Consider the following 13,921-nt stretch of genomic DNA (forward strand, 5'->3'; position numbering starts at 1 on the left):
GTCTTACTTTGAAGCCGGGAGGCCGCCATGCAGATAGGCATCCCCAAAGAAACCCTGGCGGGCGAAACACGCGTTGCCGCCACCCCCGAAACCGTCAAAAAGCTCGTCGCGGCCAAGCATCAGGTGCTGGTCGAACGCGGCGCGGGCACCCGCGCCCGCTTTCGTGACAGCGACTACGAACAGGCGGGGGCCAGCCTCACCGATGCCGCCGGCGCCCTGGCCAGCGCGCTGGTGCTCAAGGTGCGCCGCCCCGACGCCGCCGAACTGGGCCGCATGCAGGCGAGCACGGTGCTGCTGGGCATGCTCGACCCCTTCGACGCCGAGGGCCTGAAAAGCCTGGCCGACGCGGGCCTTACCGCCTTTGCGCTCGAAGCCGCGCCGCGCACCACGCGCGCCCAGAGCCTGGACGTGCTCTCGTCCCAGGCCAACCTGGCGGGCTACAAGGCCGTGCTGCTGGCCTCGCACTACTATGGCCGCATCTTCCCCATGATGATGACGGCGGCGGGCACCCTCAAGGCCGCCCGCGTGGTGGTGCTGGGCGCCGGTGTGGCAGGCCTGCAGGCGATCGCCACGGCGCGCCGCCTGGGGGCCGTGGTCGAAGCGTCCGACGTACGCCCGGCTGCCCGTGAACAGGTGGAATCCCTGGGCGGCAAATTCATCGACGTGCCCTACGAAACCGACGAAGAGCGCGAAATCGCCCAGGGCGTGGGCGGCTATGCCCGGCCCATGCCCGCCGCCTGGATGACGCGCCAGGCCGCGCTGGTGGCCGAACGCTGCAAGCAGGCCGACATCGTCATCACCACCGCCCTCATCCCTGGACGCCCGGCGCCGGTGCTCATCCAGCCCGAAACGGTGGCCGCCATGAAACCAGGCTCGGTCGTCGTCGACCTGGCCGTCGAACGCGGCGGCAACTGCCCGCTCTCGGTGCCTGGCGAAGTCATCGAGCACGAGGGCGTCACCCTGGTGGGCCTCACCAACCTGCCCGCGCTGCTGGCCACCGACGCCTCGGCCCTGTATGCCCGCAACCTGCTCGATTTTCTGAAACTGGTGATCGATGCCGAAGGGCGCTTCGCGCCGCCCGCCGACGACGACATCGTCAAGGCCTGCCTGGTGTGCCAGGACGGCAAGGTACTGAGGAGCGCCTGATGGAAGCAGTCAACCCCACCCTCATCAACATCATCATCTTCGTGCTGGCCGTGTACGTGGGCTTTCACGTGGTGTGGAACGTCACCCCGGCGCTGCACACGCCGCTCATGGCCGTCACCAACGCCATCTCGGCCATCGTCATCGTCGGCGCCATGCTCGCCACCGGCCTCACCGAGGGCGGCCTGGCGCAAAGCTTCGGCGTGCTGGCCGTGGCCCTGGCCGCCGTCAACGTCTTCGGCGGCTTCCTGGTCACCCAGCGCATGCTTGAAATGTTCAAGAAAAAAGACCGCAAGGGGGGCAAGGCATGATCTCGGCCAACGTCGTCACCCTGCTGTACCTGATCGCCTCGGTATGCTTCATCCAGGCGCTCAAGGGGCTCTCGCACCCCACCACCTCGCGGCGCGGCAATGCCTTCGGCATGGTGGGCATGGCGATTGCCATCCTCACCACGGCGGCGCTCATCATCAGCCTGGCACGTGAAGGCACGGCCGCCCTCGACCTGGGCCGCATCGTGCTGGGCCTGCTCATTGGCGGCAGCGTGGGCACGGTGCTCGCGCGCAAGGTCGAAATGACCAAGATGCCCGAGCTGATCGCCTTCATGCACAGCATGATCGGCCTGGCTGCCGTGGCCATCGCCATCGCCGTGGTGGCCGAACCGCACGCCTTTGGCATCGCCGCCATCGGGGCACCCATCCCCACCGGCAACCGGCTCGAGCTCTTCATCGGCACCTTCGTGGGCGCTATCACCTTCTCGGGCTCAGTCATCGCTTTCGGCAAGCTGTCGGGCAAGTACAAATTCCGCCTCTTCCAGGGCGCGCCCGTCACCTTCGCCGGGCAGCACCTGCTCAACCTGGTGCTCGCCATCGTCATGCTGGCCTGCGGCTTCTGGTTCATGGGCACGCAGTCGTGGCTGCCCTTCGTGCTGATGGCCGCCATCGCCTTCGTGCTCGGGGTGCTCATCATCATCCCGATCGGCGGGGCCGACATGCCGGTAGTGATTTCCATGCTCAACAGCTACTCGGGCTGGGCGGCGGCAGGCATCGGCTTTTCGCTCAACAACCCCATGCTCATCATCGCGGGCTCGCTGGTGGGCTCGTCGGGGGCGATCCTGTCGTACATCATGTGCAAGGCCATGAACCGCTCGTTCTTCAACGTGATCCTGGGCGGCTTTGGCGCCGAGCCCTCCGCAGGGGGCGGGGCGGCCGCGGGCCAGCGCAACGTCAAGTCGGGCAGCCCGGACGACGCGGCCTTCCTCATGAGCAACGCCGAGACCGTCACCATCATCCCCGGCTACGGCCTGGCGGTGGCGCGCGCGCAGCACGCGCTCAAAGAGCTGGCCGCCAAGCTGGCCGACCAGGGCGTCACGGTGAAATACGCGATCCACCCGGTCGCGGGCCGCATGCCGGGGCACATGAACGTGCTGCTGGCCGAGGCCGAAGTCCCCTACGACCAGGTCTTCGAGATGGAGGACATCAATGGCGAGTTCAGCCAGACCGACGTCGTGCTGGTGCTGGGCGCCAACGACGTGGTCAACCCGGCGGCCAAGAACGACCCCAAGTCGCCCATCGCCGGGATGCCGATCCTCGAGGCCTACAAGGCGCGCACCGTCATCGTCAACAAGCGCTCGATGGCGGCGGGCTACGCGGGGCTCGACAACGAACTCTTCTACATGGACAAGACCATGATGGTGTTTGGCGACGCCAAGAAGGTGCTCGAAGACATGCTCAAGGCGCTGGATTGATTCGTCCGCGCGGGTGGCACCCAGGTGCCACCCCGCCGCGCCCGCTGGCACGCCCGGCCCGTTCATGCGGGCCGGATTCATCTGGTTTCGTTTAGAATCCAGACTTGGCGCACTCCATTCCTACTGACGATCATGGCATTCGAAGAAGAAGACCCGTTTCTCGTGACACAAAGGCTCGAAATCCAGGGTGTCTTGCAGGGCTTGCTCGGCAAGCGCGCCCTGGTGCGCCTCGACGTTCCCGGCCATGCCGTCTCCATCATCTCCACACTGCTCGACGTCGATGTCAAGAAAGGCACGCTGATACTGGACAACGCCTCCGAAGACGCCATCAACAGCCAACTGCTGCGCGCGCCGCGCACGCGCCTGCAAGGCATGCTCGACCGCGTACTGATCGAATTTTCCGGGCAGCTGCACCCGGCCATGCACGAAGGCCGTCCCGCCTTTTCCATGGCCTGGCCCGGCGAACTGCGCCGCGTCCAGCGGCGCGAGTTCTTCCGCATGGACATCCCGGCCAGCAAACCGGCCACCATCCTCATCCGCGACCCGGCGCTGCCGGACGGCAAGGCCACCTTTGCCCTGGCCAATATCAGCGCGGGCGGCCTGCAGATCAACGACCGCGAGCAGCAGCTCGCCCAGCACACCGTCGGCGCCTTCTTCGACGACTGCACGCTCACGCTGCCCGACGTCGGCCCGCTCGAAGTCGAGCTGCGCCTGCTGCGCCACAGCCAGCTGGCCCAGGAAGGCGACAAGCCCCTGCACATGGTGGCCTGCCGCTTCTTCAACCTGCCCGCCAACAAGCAGATCACCATCCAGCAATACGTCGGCATCCTCGAACGCGCGGTGCTGGCGCGCCGCTGGGGCACCGACTAAGTCCGGATCAACGCGCGGGGCCACCGCGCCCACGCCGACCCACCGCGTCGAAAACAGGGTCTTTGGCCGCTGGCTCTCAGTAAATATATCAATTGCATATTTAAACGGCCTGTGCCACCATGATGGCAGCGTCCAGGCAGTTGGGCAGAGGCCCGATCCGCCCGCCGGACGGCCCGACCACCACTGCCCGAAGGGGCAAGCGACCCAGCTTTCGAGTGCCCTATGCCTGTTTCATCCTGCGACATCGCCGTCATCGGCGGCGGCATCATCGGCGTCAGTTGCGCACTGGCCCTCAGCGACCTGGGCCAAAGCGTCCTCCTCATCGAACCGCAAGACTTCGCCTGCGGGGCCAGCAAGGGCAACGCCGGCGCGCTGGCCTTCGCCGAAATCCTGCCGCTCGCCTCGCCCAGAATCATCCGCAAAGCCACGCGCTGGCTCTTCGACCCGCTCGGGCCGCTCAGCCTGCCGCCCGCCTATCTGCCGCGCATCGCCCCCTGGTTGCTGCACCTGTGGCGCGCCAGCTGGAAAGACCACTACCAGGCCAACATCCAGGCGCAGGTGGCGCTGATGGGCCTGGCACGTACCGAAATGCAAGCACTGCTCGAACAGCACGGGCTCACCGGCCACCTGCACGCGCAGGGCGTGCTCGAAGTTTACGAAGGCGAAGCCCGCTACCAGGCCTCGCTCGACACGGCCCGCCAGCGCGCACTGCACGGCATCGACAGCCAGCTGCTGCAAGGCGCCGAACTCGCCGCCGCCCAGCCCGGCCTGGCGCCGCGCTTCACGCACGGGGTCTACATCGCCGACTGGCGCAACGTGGCCGACCCCCAGGCGCTGGGCCAGGCCATCGGCCAGCAGGCGCTGGCGCACGGCGTGCGGCACCTGCGCCAGACGGTGCGCTGGCTGCGCCCCACCACGCCCGGCGTGCAACTCATCCTGGATGACGGCACGCAACTGCAGGCGCGCCAGGTAGTGCTGGCCGCAGGTGCCCGATCACACGTGCTGGCGGCCCAGCTGGGCGACCGCATTCCGCTGGAAACCGAACGCGGCTACAACACCACGCTGCCCGCCGATGCGCTCGACCTGCGCCAGCAGATCACCTTCAGCGATCACGGCTTCGTCATTTCGCCGCTTACCTGCGGCATTCGCGTGGGCGGCGCGGTCGAGCTGGCCGGGCTGAACCGTGCGCCCGACTACCGCCGCGCGCAGGTCATGCTCGACAAGGCCAAGGCATTCATGCCCGAGCTGCGCACCACGGGCGGCACGCAATGGATGGGGTTTCGCCCCAGTCTGCCCGATTCGCTGCCCATCATCGGCCGCTCGGCGCATCACCCGGACGTGCTTTACGCCTTTGGCCACGGGCATCTGGGGCTGACGCAAAGCGCGGCCACGGCGCGCCTCATCCGCGACCTCGTCGGCAACCAGCCCCCGGCCATCGACCTGCACCCCTACCGGGCGCAACGCTTTTCCTTTTTGGATTCCCGCTCATGAAACGCATTTCGATTCTGGATTCTCACACGGGCGGCGAACCCACCCGCCTGGTGCTCGACGGCTTCCCCGACCTGGGCTCGGGCGACATGGCGCAGCGCCGCGCCCACCTGGCGCAAGAGCACGACGCCTGGCGCCAGGCCGTCATCCTCGAACCGCGCGGCCACGACGTCATCGTGGGCGCGCTGCTGTGCGCACCGCAAGACCCCACGGCCAGCGCCGGGGTGATCTTCTTCAACAACACGGGGTATCTGGGCATGTGCGGCCACGGCACCATTGGCCTGGTCGTCTCGCTGGCCTATCTGGGGCGTATCCAGCCGGGCATGCACCGCATCGAAACGCCCGTGGGCACAGTGGCGGCCACGCTGCACGAAGACGGCAGCGTGAGCGTGCGCAACGTCCCCGCCTATCGCCTGCGCAAGGCCGTCGCCGTCCCGGTGCCCGGCATCGGCACAGTCACGGGCGACATTGCCTGGGGCGGCAACTGGTTCTTCCTGGTCAACGACCCCGATCAGGTTTACCCCGGCGCCAGCACCATCGCGCTCACCGAGCGGGCAGCCGCCATCAGCCAGGCGCTGCTCGACCAGGGCGTCCGCGGGCGCGACGATGCCGTGATCGACCACATCGAGCTTTTCGGCCACGACCCCGAGGCCGACAGCCGCAGCTTCGTGCTGTGCCCCGGCAAGGCCTACGACCGCTCGCCCTGCGGCACCGGCACCAGCGCCAAGGTGGCCTGCCTGGCCGCCGACGGCAAGCTGCAGCCGGGCGAAACCTGGCACCAGGCCAGCATCATCGGCAGCCGCTTCCAGGCCAGCTACGAGGCCGGGCCCGACGGCACCGTCATCCCCACCATCCGGGGCAACGCCCACATCAGCGGCGAGACCACGCTGATTTTGCAAGACGATGATCCCTTTGCCTGGGGCATTCCAGCCTGATGACTCCGACCGCGACACCCCCCGCCAAGACCCGCGCCACCGAGGCGGCGTACGACGCCATCGAACAGCTGATCGCCACCCTGCAGCTGGAGCCCAACCAGCCCATCGTCGAAAGCGACCTGATCGCGCTCACTGGCCTGGGCCGCACGCCCATCCGCGAGGCGCTCATGCGCCTGGTGGCGCGCGGCCTCATCGAGCAGCAGCCGCGGCGCGGCCTGCGCGTGAGTGAAATCCGCATTGCGGAACACCTGATCCTGATCGACACGCGGCGCGTGCTCGAACGCCTGATCGCCACCTCGTCGGCACGGCGCGCCACGCCCGACCAGCGGGCCAAGATTCTGCAAAGCGCGCAAGACATGGTGGCCGCCGCAGGCCGCGGCGACCTGGCGGGCTACATGCAGGCCGACCAGGCGCTCGACCGGGTCAATCACGAAGCCTGCCGCAACCCCTATGCGGTGCAGGCCATCGTGCCCATGATCATCCAGTGCCGCCGTTTCTGGTACGCCTACCAGCACGAGGGCGACCTCGAACGCGGGGCGCACTGCCACCTGATGGAAGCCGAGGGCATCTACGCCAACGACGCCGAGCGCGCCGTGGCGGGGGCCGATGCGTTAATGGATTATTTAAGCGAATTCACGCACACAGTCATTGAAGCGTAAACGCAAGAAACACGGCAGCAGTGTCCGCGCCACGTCAGGCGGACATGTGGCACCGGGCAGAGGGACTGTGGGGTTCCTGTCCTGGCGCCCGGCCTCATGCATCGACCTGTCGATGCCCGGAAGATCAGTTCACGTACCAGATCGTCTTGGTCTGCTGGTACTGATCCAGCGCTTCGAGCCCGTTGTCGCGGCCACCAAACCCAGACTGCTTATAGCCGCCGAACGGTGTCGTGATGTCGCCCTCGGAAAACCCGTTGATCGACACCGTGCCCGCCTGGATCGCGCGCGCCACCCGCTGGGCGCGGCCCACGTCGCGCGTGTACAGCGAAGCCGCCAGACCGTAGTGGCTGTCGTTGGCCAGTTCGATGGCTTCGGCCTCGGTCTCGAAGGGCGTCACCGCCAGGATCGGGCCGAAGACCTCTTCGCGAAACAGCCGCGACTGCGCTGACACCTGATCGAAAATCGTGGGTTCGACGTACCAGCCGCTGCCCAGCTCGCTGTGGATGCGCCCGCCGTGCACCAGGTTGGCGCCATCGGCGGCGGCGCCGTCCAGAAAGCCGCGCACCTTGTCGAAGTGCGCCTGCTCGACCATGGGGCCGATCTTGACCGACGCATCCGTGGGCAGGCCCACCGTCCAGGTGGCCAGACGTTCTTGCAGGCGCGCCAGCAGCGCATCCTTGATGCCGCTTTGCACGATGAGACGCGAACCGCAGCTGCAGTTCTCGCCCATGTTCCAGAAGGCTGCCGACAGGACGTGATCGACCAGGCTGTCGAGGTCGGCGTCGTCGAAAATCACCTGCGGGCTCTTGCCACCGCACTCGAGCACGATTTCTTTCAGGTTGCTCTCGGCGGAATACTTGAGAAAGTAGCGGCCCACCTCGGTGGAGCCCGTGAACGACACCACGTCCACGTCCATGTGGCGGCCCAGCGCCTGGCCGGCTTCTTCGCCCAGGCCCGTCACCAGCTGCAGCGCCCCGCGCGGCACGCCAGCCTCGTAGGCCAGCTGCGTCATGCGGTAGGCACTGAGCGAGGTCAGTTCAGCCGGCTTGACGATGACCGAGTTGCCCGCCACCAGCGCGGGCGCCACCTTCCAGGCATACATCTGCGCGGGAAAATTCCAGGGCAGCACGGTGCCCACCACGCCAATGGGCTCTTTGACGATCAGCCCCAGGGCCTCGGGGCCCGTGGGGGCCACGCGCCCATAGCACTTGTCGATGGCCTCGGCGTACCAGCGAAAGGTATCCAGCGTGGCGGGCATGTCGGTGTTCAGGCACTCGGTGATGGGCTTGCCCGCGTCGACGCAGTCGAGCGCGGCCAGCTCTTCGAGGTGCGCGGTCATGAGATCGGCCCAGCGCAGCATGACGCGCTTGCGCTCGGCGGGCGCCAACGCCGACCATTCGCCACCCTTGAAGGTAGCGCGGGCGATCTTGACGGCGGCATCCACATCGGCGGCGCTGCCGGCTTCGATGCTGCCGATGACGCTGTTGTCGATGGGCGTGGTGTTGGGCAGCCGGGCACCCGGCGTGTCGTGGCCGGGGATGAGGTGGCCGGCCCACAGCTTTGCTGCGCGGGCCTGCTCGAAAATCTGTTCTTTGGTCTGCGGCATGATGGTCTCCAAATGGTCTCCAATCAACCCTGGTATGCGTTCAAGGCGGCCAGGAATTCTTGCGCGGCCTCGTCAGACAGCGGTGCCAGCGGCAGGCGCACCGTGCCCGCCTCGACGCCATGACGGCGGCAGCCCAGCTTGGCCTTCTGGTTGTAGTCGCCGGATTCCATGGCCAGGATGACAGGATACATGCCACGCATGAGCGCGCGCACCTCGTCCCAGCGGCCTTCCGCCGCCGCCTTCACCATGCGCGCCTGCTCGCCGGGAAACACGTTGGCCCCGCCGCTGATCCAGCAGCGCACGCCCCAGAACAGGAAATCGGCGGCCATGTCGTCCGAACCGCTGATGATCTGGAAATCGGGGATGTCCGCCTGGATGAGCGCCAGCGCCCGGTTGAAGTTGCCGCTGCTTTCCTTGATGCCGACGATGTTGGGGATCTTGGCCAGCTCGATGACGGTTTCGATGGCGATCTGCACACCCACGCGCTGCGGGAAGTCGTACAGGATGATGGGCAGCGGGGTGGCGGCCGCCACCGTCTGGAAATGACGCATGATGCCGGCCTGCTCGGGCAGGCTGTAAGGCGGCGTGGCCAGCATCAGGGCATCGTAGCCCAGCGCCTGCGCCTGCTTGGCATAGGCGATGGACGTGGGGGTGGACAAGGCGTTGATGCCCGCCACGATCGTCACCCGCCCCTTGGCGGCATCCGCCACCGTGCGCAGCACCAGCTCGCGCTCTTGCGCGTCGAGCGCATAGTATTCGCCCGTGGTGCCGCAGGCCACGATACCGCCGACACCCTCGTCGATGAAATGCTTCACCAGCTGCGTCAGGGCAGCGGCATTGACCTGGCCGTCCGCCGTGAAGGGGGTGATGATGGGGACGAGTACGCCTTCGATTTTCATGATGGTTCCTTGATGGGGCCTCTACGCGCCGAGACCAGTACGCAAACGGACAACTGTCAGTCTAATATGGCATAAATATATTATCAACATATTTATTTCAACCGCTTGGCGCTCGCTTGTCGGCTCCCGCGCCCCTGGGAATTTCCCTAGGGCGGCGCGCCAAAGCCCGCGCCAGCCGTCGTTCATGCGGTAACACTTATTTCAACTATATAAATTCGATGATCTGAGCTTGCATCCCTTCCAGTACGGTTGATTCCCCGCGCCCCTGAAGACGCCGGGTGGCATGCCTCTGCCACACACGACAAACCCACTGGAGACACAATGAGCAAGCCGATGCGACTGCTGACCACGACCACCGCCTGCCTGGGCCTTGCCCTGGGCCTGGCCACCGCCCCCGCCCACGCGGCCAACTGGAGCGACAATTTCGTCGGCTACCGCTACAGCCCCTCGTACAGCGAGCCGGGCAATCCCGAAACCGTTACCAAGAACGTCCTGTCCTTCACGCACGTCAGCGGCTACAACTACGGTCAGAACTTCCTCAACATCGACCTGCTGCAATCCAGCAGCAACGACCCGGCCAACGGCGGCGAAAAACACGAGAGCAGCACGGGCGGCGCCACCGAGGTCTACATGACCTACCGTCACACCCTGTCGCTGGGCAAGATCACGGATACCAAGCTGGCCTTTGGCCCCGTGCGCGACATCGGCCTGACGGCGGGCCTCGACCTGAACACCAAGAACACGGCCTTCGCCCCGCGCAAGCGCCTGCTGGTGGCGGGCCCCACGTTCAGCCTGGACGTGCCCAAGGGCTTTTTCGACGTCAGCCTGCTGTGGGGCAAAGAGTGGAACCACTGCGGCCTGGGCGCCCCCATCTGCCCGGATGCCAACGTGGCCTTCGACTCGCAGTGGATCGTCGGCCTGGCCTGGATGATTCCCTTCCAGGCGGGCGCCGTCCCCCTGAAGTTCCAGGGCTTCGCCAACTACAACAGCAAGAAGGGCCGTGACTACGCCGGCGTGGAAACCGACCCGGAAATCCTCATGCGCACCTCGCTCATGGCCGACGTGGGCAAGCTGATGTTCGACAAGAAGAACACCCTGTGGGTGGGCGTGGGCTACGAATACTGGCACAACAAGTTCGGCAACCGCTACGACGGCCGGGGCAATAAAAAGCCGGGCATCCAGACCACGGCCCCCACGCTGCAGATGGAATACCACTTCTAAAGCCGCCTGCAAAATACCCGTGGCGCCGCCCACCCGCCCCCTCGCGGGGGCGCAAGCCGCTACACTGCATCCATGCTCACCCCCTGAAAGGTACGACCATGGATGCAGATTTCTGGCTTGAACGCTGGCAGCAAGGGCAGACAGGCTTTCACCAGACGCGCGTCATGCCGCTGCTGCAAAAATACTGGCCCAGCTTGGGGCTGCCCAAAGACACCCGGGTACTGGTGCCGCTGGCGGGCAAGTCGCTCGACGTGGGCTGGCTGGCCGAGCAAGGCCACGCCGTGCTGGCTGTCGAACTTTCACCCCTCGCAATCCAGCAGTTCTTCGACGAACACCAACTCACCCCCACCGCCCATAGCACGCCGCGCGGCACGCTGTATAAAGCGGGCCTCATCGAATACCTGTGCGGCGACATTTTCGATCTCGACGCCGAGACGCTGGCCACCTGCCTGGGCTGCTACGACCGGGCCGCACTGATCGCCCTGCCGCCCGAATTGCGGGCGCGCTACGTCGAACACGTCTATGGGCAGTTGCCCGCGCACGCGCGCGCCCTGCTGCTCACGCTCGACTACCCGCAGTCGCAGATGGACGGCCCACCCTTCGCCGTACCCGATACCGAGGTGCAAACCCGCTACGGCCTGCGCTGGCAGATCAAGATGCTGGACACCCGCGACATCCTGGAAAACGAACCCAAGTTCGCCGCCCGAGGCATCACTCGCCTGAGCACCAGCGTGTACCAGCTCACGGCCCGCTGAGCGGCAGGCGGCAGGCGGCAGGCGGCAGGCGGCAGGCGGCAGGCGGCTCAGCTTGCCACACGCGCTTGCGAAGCGAATAATGGTCGCAAAAAAGAGACCATCCGCCCGCGGGGGATTCCATGGAGAATCCCATGAAAACTTCTCGCCGTACGTTCCTTATCTCCAGCGCCGGGCTGGTGTCCAGCCTGGCCTTGTCGCGCCAGGCGCTGGCCGCCGAGCACGTGGATGAAAACAGCCCGCTGGCCAAACAGCTGGGCTATAAACACGACGCCTCGCTGGTCGACCAGGCTGCCCAACCCAAGTTCAAGCCCGGCGAACACTGTGCCACCTGCCAGCTCTACCAGGGCAAGCCGGGCGACGCCTGGGGGCCCTGTCCGATCTTCAGCGGCCAGGACGTCTCCGACAAAGGCTGGTGCAGCGCCTACACGCCCAAAGCATGACGGCATCCCAGGCCCAGGACAGCAGACCGGCGATGTCCTGTCGTCAGCTGCAACACCTGCACACCCGAGGTGTAACGCCCTCGGCCGGGCGTCCGGGCTGCGCAAGCGGCCCGCCGCACCCGCCTCCGCGTGGCTGAACCAGGAGGTCAGCTGCTAGCATGGCGGTTTTGGCTTCACCTTCGACCACCATGCCTCTACTGATCACCGGCGGGGCCGGCTACATCGGCTCGCACACCGTTCTCGAACTGCTCAGCGCCGGGCAGGACGTCCTGGTGCTGGACAATCTGTGCAACAGCTCGCGCACGGCACTCGACCGGGTGGCGCAGCTGACGGGCCGCACACCCGGCTTCATCCAGGGCGACGTCCGCGACCGCGCCCTGCTCGACCAGCTGTTTGCCCAACAGCACATCAGCGCGGTCATCCACTTCGCCGGCCTGAAGGCCGTGGGCGAAAGCGTGCGCGAACCGCTGCGCTACTACGACAACAACGTCACCGGCACCCTCGCGCTGTGCGCCGCCATGGCTGCGGCGGGCGTGTACCGGCTGGTGTTCAGTTCGTCAGCCACGGTCTACGGCACGCCCGCGCGCGTCCCCATCGACGAAACCTGCCCCACCGGCCAGCCGACCAACCCCTATGGCCGCTCGAAGCTGATGGTCGAACACGTCCTGCAAGACCTGGCCGCCACCGACCCGCGCTGGGCCATTGCCCTGCTGCGCTATTTCAACCCGGTGGGCGCGCACGCCAGCGGCCAGATCGGCGAAGACCCGCACGGCATCCCCAACAATCTGCTGCCCTACATCAGCCAGGTCGCCGTGGGGCGCCTGAAGGAAGTGGCGGTCTTCGGCAGCGACTATCCCACCCCCGACGGCACCGGGGTGCGCGACTACATCCACGTGGTCGATCTGGCCCTGGGGCACCTGGCCGCCCTCGATTACCTGGACGGCCACCCCGGCGCGCACGTCTGGAACCTGGGTACGGGCACAGGCTATTCGGTGCTGGAGATGATCCACGCCTTCGAGGCGGCCTGCGGGCGCGCCATCCCTTATGCGCTGGCCCCGCGCCGGGCGGGCGACATCGCCGCCTGCTGGTCGGATCCCGCCAAGGCGCAGCGCGAGCTGGGCTGGCGTGCCCAGCGCGGGCTGGCGCAGATGATGGCCGACACCTGGCGCTGGCAGTCCGGCAACCCGGACGGCTACCAGGATCAGCTTTGATGTAAATCATGGAGAAGTAGCCCGACATCAGGCAGTTGCTGCACCGATCACAATGCGGGGGTTTTCCCTAACATAGGGTTACCGTGACCTCCGCGCGCATGGGCGCAGCACACATGAAAAATTTCAAGATCAGTACACGGCTGGCGGGCGCCTTTGCCTTCTTGCTGCTGCTCGCACTCATTTTGTCCGCCATCGGCATCTGGAACGCCCGCAAATCGCAGGCCATCTCCCAGGAAATCGTTGCACGCCAGCAAATCAACCAGATCATGACTGAATGGGTGCGCGCCGTGGACGTGCGCGCCAACCAGGTCATCGGCTACATCCTGGTGTCCGACCCCGACGTGCTCGACCACCTGAAAAAGGGCATCGACACCAACACCAAGGACATCGCCGACTATACCGAGCGCGCCCGCGCCCTGATCAAGACGAAAGAGTCACTGGCCCTGTACGATGACATCATGGCGCAGCGCAAGCAGTACGTCGATGCCATGAACACCGCCATTCAGGCGCTCGACAAGCACCAGTCGGTTCTGGCCATCGAAATCGTGCGCGACAAGCTGCCCGTCATCGGCACAGATTACATCGCCAGCATCGACAAGCTGCGCGACTTCCAGCAGGCGGGCACCGACCGGGCGCAAGACCTGCTGGCACACGATGCGCAACTGAGCGAAAACATCCTCATCATCGCCACGCTGCTGGCTTTCATCCTCGGGCCGCTGTTTGCCTGGCGCGTCATGCGGGCCATTACCCGCCCGCTGGCCAATGCCGTGTCGATTGCCGAAAGCATCGCCAACAACGACCTCAGCCACCACATCCACAGCGACGCCAACGATGAAATCGGCATGCTGTGCCACGCGCTCGAGCGCATGACGCAAAACCTGCACCAGGCCGTGAGCAAAGTGCGCGGCGGGGCGGATTCCATCGCCACGGCGGCCAGCCAGATTTCCGCA

At 66.3% G+C, this 13,921-nt stretch carries 14 protein-coding genes; 12 read left to right on the plus strand and 2 right to left on the minus strand.

The window, feature by feature from the left end; all coding sequences use genetic code 11:
* Positions 1-27: 27 nt before the first annotated feature.
* The 7 genes from CCA01S_RS11545 to CCA01S_RS11575 all read left to right on the plus strand — a co-directional run bounded on the left by CCA01S_RS11545 (position 28) and on the right by CCA01S_RS11575 (position 6,839).
* A complete protein-coding gene (locus tag CCA01S_RS11545; RefSeq protein WP_066458631.1) occupies positions 28-1,146 on the plus strand; it encodes a Re/Si-specific NAD(P)(+) transhydrogenase subunit alpha in 1,119 nt (372 codons plus the stop codon).
* Positions 1,146-1,454, plus strand: a complete 309-nt coding sequence (locus tag CCA01S_RS11550; protein WP_066458633.1) for an NAD(P) transhydrogenase subunit alpha part 2 — start codon at positions 1,146-1,148, stop codon at positions 1,452-1,454. Before CCA01S_RS11545 ends, CCA01S_RS11550 begins: the two co-directional genes overlap by 1 nt.
* Positions 1,451-2,887, plus strand: coding sequence for an NAD(P)(+) transhydrogenase (Re/Si-specific) subunit beta (locus CCA01S_RS11555; protein ID WP_066458636.1), 1,437 nt, complete (start codon positions 1,451-1,453; stop codon positions 2,885-2,887). The genes CCA01S_RS11550 and CCA01S_RS11555 overlap by 4 nt, the downstream gene beginning before the upstream one ends.
* Positions 2,888-3,019: 132 nt before the next feature.
* The gene (locus tag CCA01S_RS11560; RefSeq protein WP_066458639.1) at positions 3,020-3,757 is read left to right on the plus strand and encodes a flagellar brake protein; all 738 of its coding nucleotides are present in this window, start codon (positions 3,020-3,022) and stop codon (positions 3,755-3,757) included.
* A gap of 222 nt (positions 3,758-3,979) precedes the next feature.
* Positions 3,980-5,248 carry an NAD(P)/FAD-dependent oxidoreductase gene (locus CCA01S_RS11565; RefSeq protein ID WP_066458645.1) on the plus strand — a complete coding sequence of 423 codons (1,269 nt, stop codon included), beginning with the start codon at positions 3,980-3,982 and terminating at the stop codon, positions 5,246-5,248.
* Positions 5,245-6,180, plus strand: a complete 936-nt coding sequence (locus tag CCA01S_RS11570; protein ID WP_066458646.1) for a 4-hydroxyproline epimerase — start codon at positions 5,245-5,247, stop codon at positions 6,178-6,180. Before CCA01S_RS11565 ends, CCA01S_RS11570 begins: the two co-directional genes overlap by 4 nt.
* A complete protein-coding gene (locus tag CCA01S_RS11575; protein WP_066458647.1) occupies positions 6,180-6,839 on the plus strand; it encodes a GntR family transcriptional regulator in 660 nt (219 codons plus the stop codon). The genes CCA01S_RS11570 and CCA01S_RS11575 overlap by 1 nt, the downstream gene beginning before the upstream one ends.
* Before the next feature lie 124 nt (positions 6,840-6,963).
* On the opposite strand, the gene CCA01S_RS11580 is transcribed toward CCA01S_RS11575, so the two are convergent.
* Together CCA01S_RS11580 and dapA are read right to left on the minus strand one after the other, a co-directional pair.
* Positions 6,964-8,445 (minus strand): aldehyde dehydrogenase, encoded by a 1,482-nt coding sequence (locus CCA01S_RS11580; protein WP_066458682.1) that lies wholly within the window; start codon positions 8,443-8,445, stop codon positions 6,964-6,966.
* 23 nt (positions 8,446-8,468) lie between these two features.
* The gene (gene dapA / locus CCA01S_RS11585; RefSeq protein ID WP_066458648.1) at positions 8,469-9,344 is read right to left on the minus strand and encodes a 4-hydroxy-tetrahydrodipicolinate synthase; all 876 of its coding nucleotides are present in this window, start codon (positions 9,342-9,344) and stop codon (positions 8,469-8,471) included.
* A 321-nt stretch (positions 9,345-9,665) separates the two neighbouring features.
* Here dapA and CCA01S_RS11590 point away from each other — a divergent pair, with 321 nt between their 5' ends.
* The 5 genes from CCA01S_RS11590 to CCA01S_RS11610 form a co-directional block, all read left to right on the plus strand.
* On the plus strand, positions 9,666-10,565 hold the full coding sequence (locus CCA01S_RS11590; RefSeq protein WP_232305093.1) for a hypothetical protein: 900 nt from the start codon (positions 9,666-9,668) through the stop codon (positions 10,563-10,565).
* A 98-nt stretch (positions 10,566-10,663) separates the two neighbouring features.
* Positions 10,664-11,320 carry a thiopurine S-methyltransferase gene (locus tag CCA01S_RS11595; RefSeq protein ID WP_066458652.1) on the plus strand — a complete coding sequence of 219 codons (657 nt, stop codon included), beginning with the start codon at positions 10,664-10,666 and terminating at the stop codon, positions 11,318-11,320.
* A 131-nt stretch (positions 11,321-11,451) separates the two neighbouring features.
* Complete coding sequence (locus CCA01S_RS11600) at positions 11,452-11,760, plus strand: high-potential iron-sulfur protein (RefSeq protein ID WP_066458654.1); 309 nt, start codon at positions 11,452-11,454, stop codon at positions 11,758-11,760.
* A 188-nt stretch (positions 11,761-11,948) separates the two neighbouring features.
* Entirely contained in the window at positions 11,949-12,971 is a 1,023-nt protein-coding gene (galE, locus tag CCA01S_RS11605; protein WP_180984212.1) for a UDP-glucose 4-epimerase GalE, read from the plus strand.
* A gap of 113 nt (positions 12,972-13,084) precedes the next feature.
* Positions 13,085-13,921: MCP four helix bundle domain-containing protein (locus CCA01S_RS11610; RefSeq protein ID WP_198149997.1), on the plus strand; the 837-nt coding region annotated here is incomplete at its 3' end.

This window comes from Castellaniella caeni NBRC 101664 (genome assembly GCF_001592225.1).
Classification (GTDB): domain Bacteria; phylum Pseudomonadota; class Gammaproteobacteria; order Burkholderiales; family Burkholderiaceae_B; genus Castellaniella; species Castellaniella caeni.

What these genes read in the sequence shown, in the direction of transcription:
- CCA01S_RS11555 (WP_066458636.1), top strand. Translation starts at nt 1,451, where the DNA reads ATGATCTCGGCCAACGTCGTCACCCTGCTGTACCTGATCGCCTCGGTA.
- CCA01S_RS11545 (WP_066458631.1), top strand. Translation starts at nt 28, where the DNA reads ATGCAGATAGGCATCCCCAAAGAAACCCTGGCGGGCGAAACACGCGTT.
- CCA01S_RS11580 (WP_066458682.1), bottom strand. Translation starts at nt 8,445, where the DNA reads ATGCCGCAGACCAAAGAACAGATTTTCGAGCAGGCCCGCGCAGCAAAG.
- CCA01S_RS11565 (WP_066458645.1), top strand. Translation starts at nt 3,980, where the DNA reads ATGCCTGTTTCATCCTGCGACATCGCCGTCATCGGCGGCGGCATCATC.
- CCA01S_RS11575 (WP_066458647.1), top strand. Translation starts at nt 6,180, where the DNA reads ATGACTCCGACCGCGACACCCCCCGCCAAGACCCGCGCCACCGAGGCG.
- CCA01S_RS11560 (WP_066458639.1), top strand. Translation starts at nt 3,020, where the DNA reads ATGGCATTCGAAGAAGAAGACCCGTTTCTCGTGACACAAAGGCTCGAA.
- galE (WP_180984212.1), top strand. Translation starts at nt 11,949, where the DNA reads ATGCCTCTACTGATCACCGGCGGGGCCGGCTACATCGGCTCGCACACC.
- CCA01S_RS11595 (WP_066458652.1), top strand. Translation starts at nt 10,664, where the DNA reads ATGGATGCAGATTTCTGGCTTGAACGCTGGCAGCAAGGGCAGACAGGC.
- CCA01S_RS11600 (WP_066458654.1), top strand. Translation starts at nt 11,452, where the DNA reads ATGAAAACTTCTCGCCGTACGTTCCTTATCTCCAGCGCCGGGCTGGTG.
- CCA01S_RS11590 (WP_232305093.1), top strand. Translation starts at nt 9,666, where the DNA reads ATGAGCAAGCCGATGCGACTGCTGACCACGACCACCGCCTGCCTGGGC.
- dapA (WP_066458648.1), bottom strand. Translation starts at nt 9,344, where the DNA reads ATGAAAATCGAAGGCGTACTCGTCCCCATCATCACCCCCTTCACGGCG.
- CCA01S_RS11550 (WP_066458633.1), top strand. Translation starts at nt 1,146, where the DNA reads ATGGAAGCAGTCAACCCCACCCTCATCAACATCATCATCTTCGTGCTG.
- CCA01S_RS11570 (WP_066458646.1), top strand. Translation starts at nt 5,245, where the DNA reads ATGAAACGCATTTCGATTCTGGATTCTCACACGGGCGGCGAACCCACC.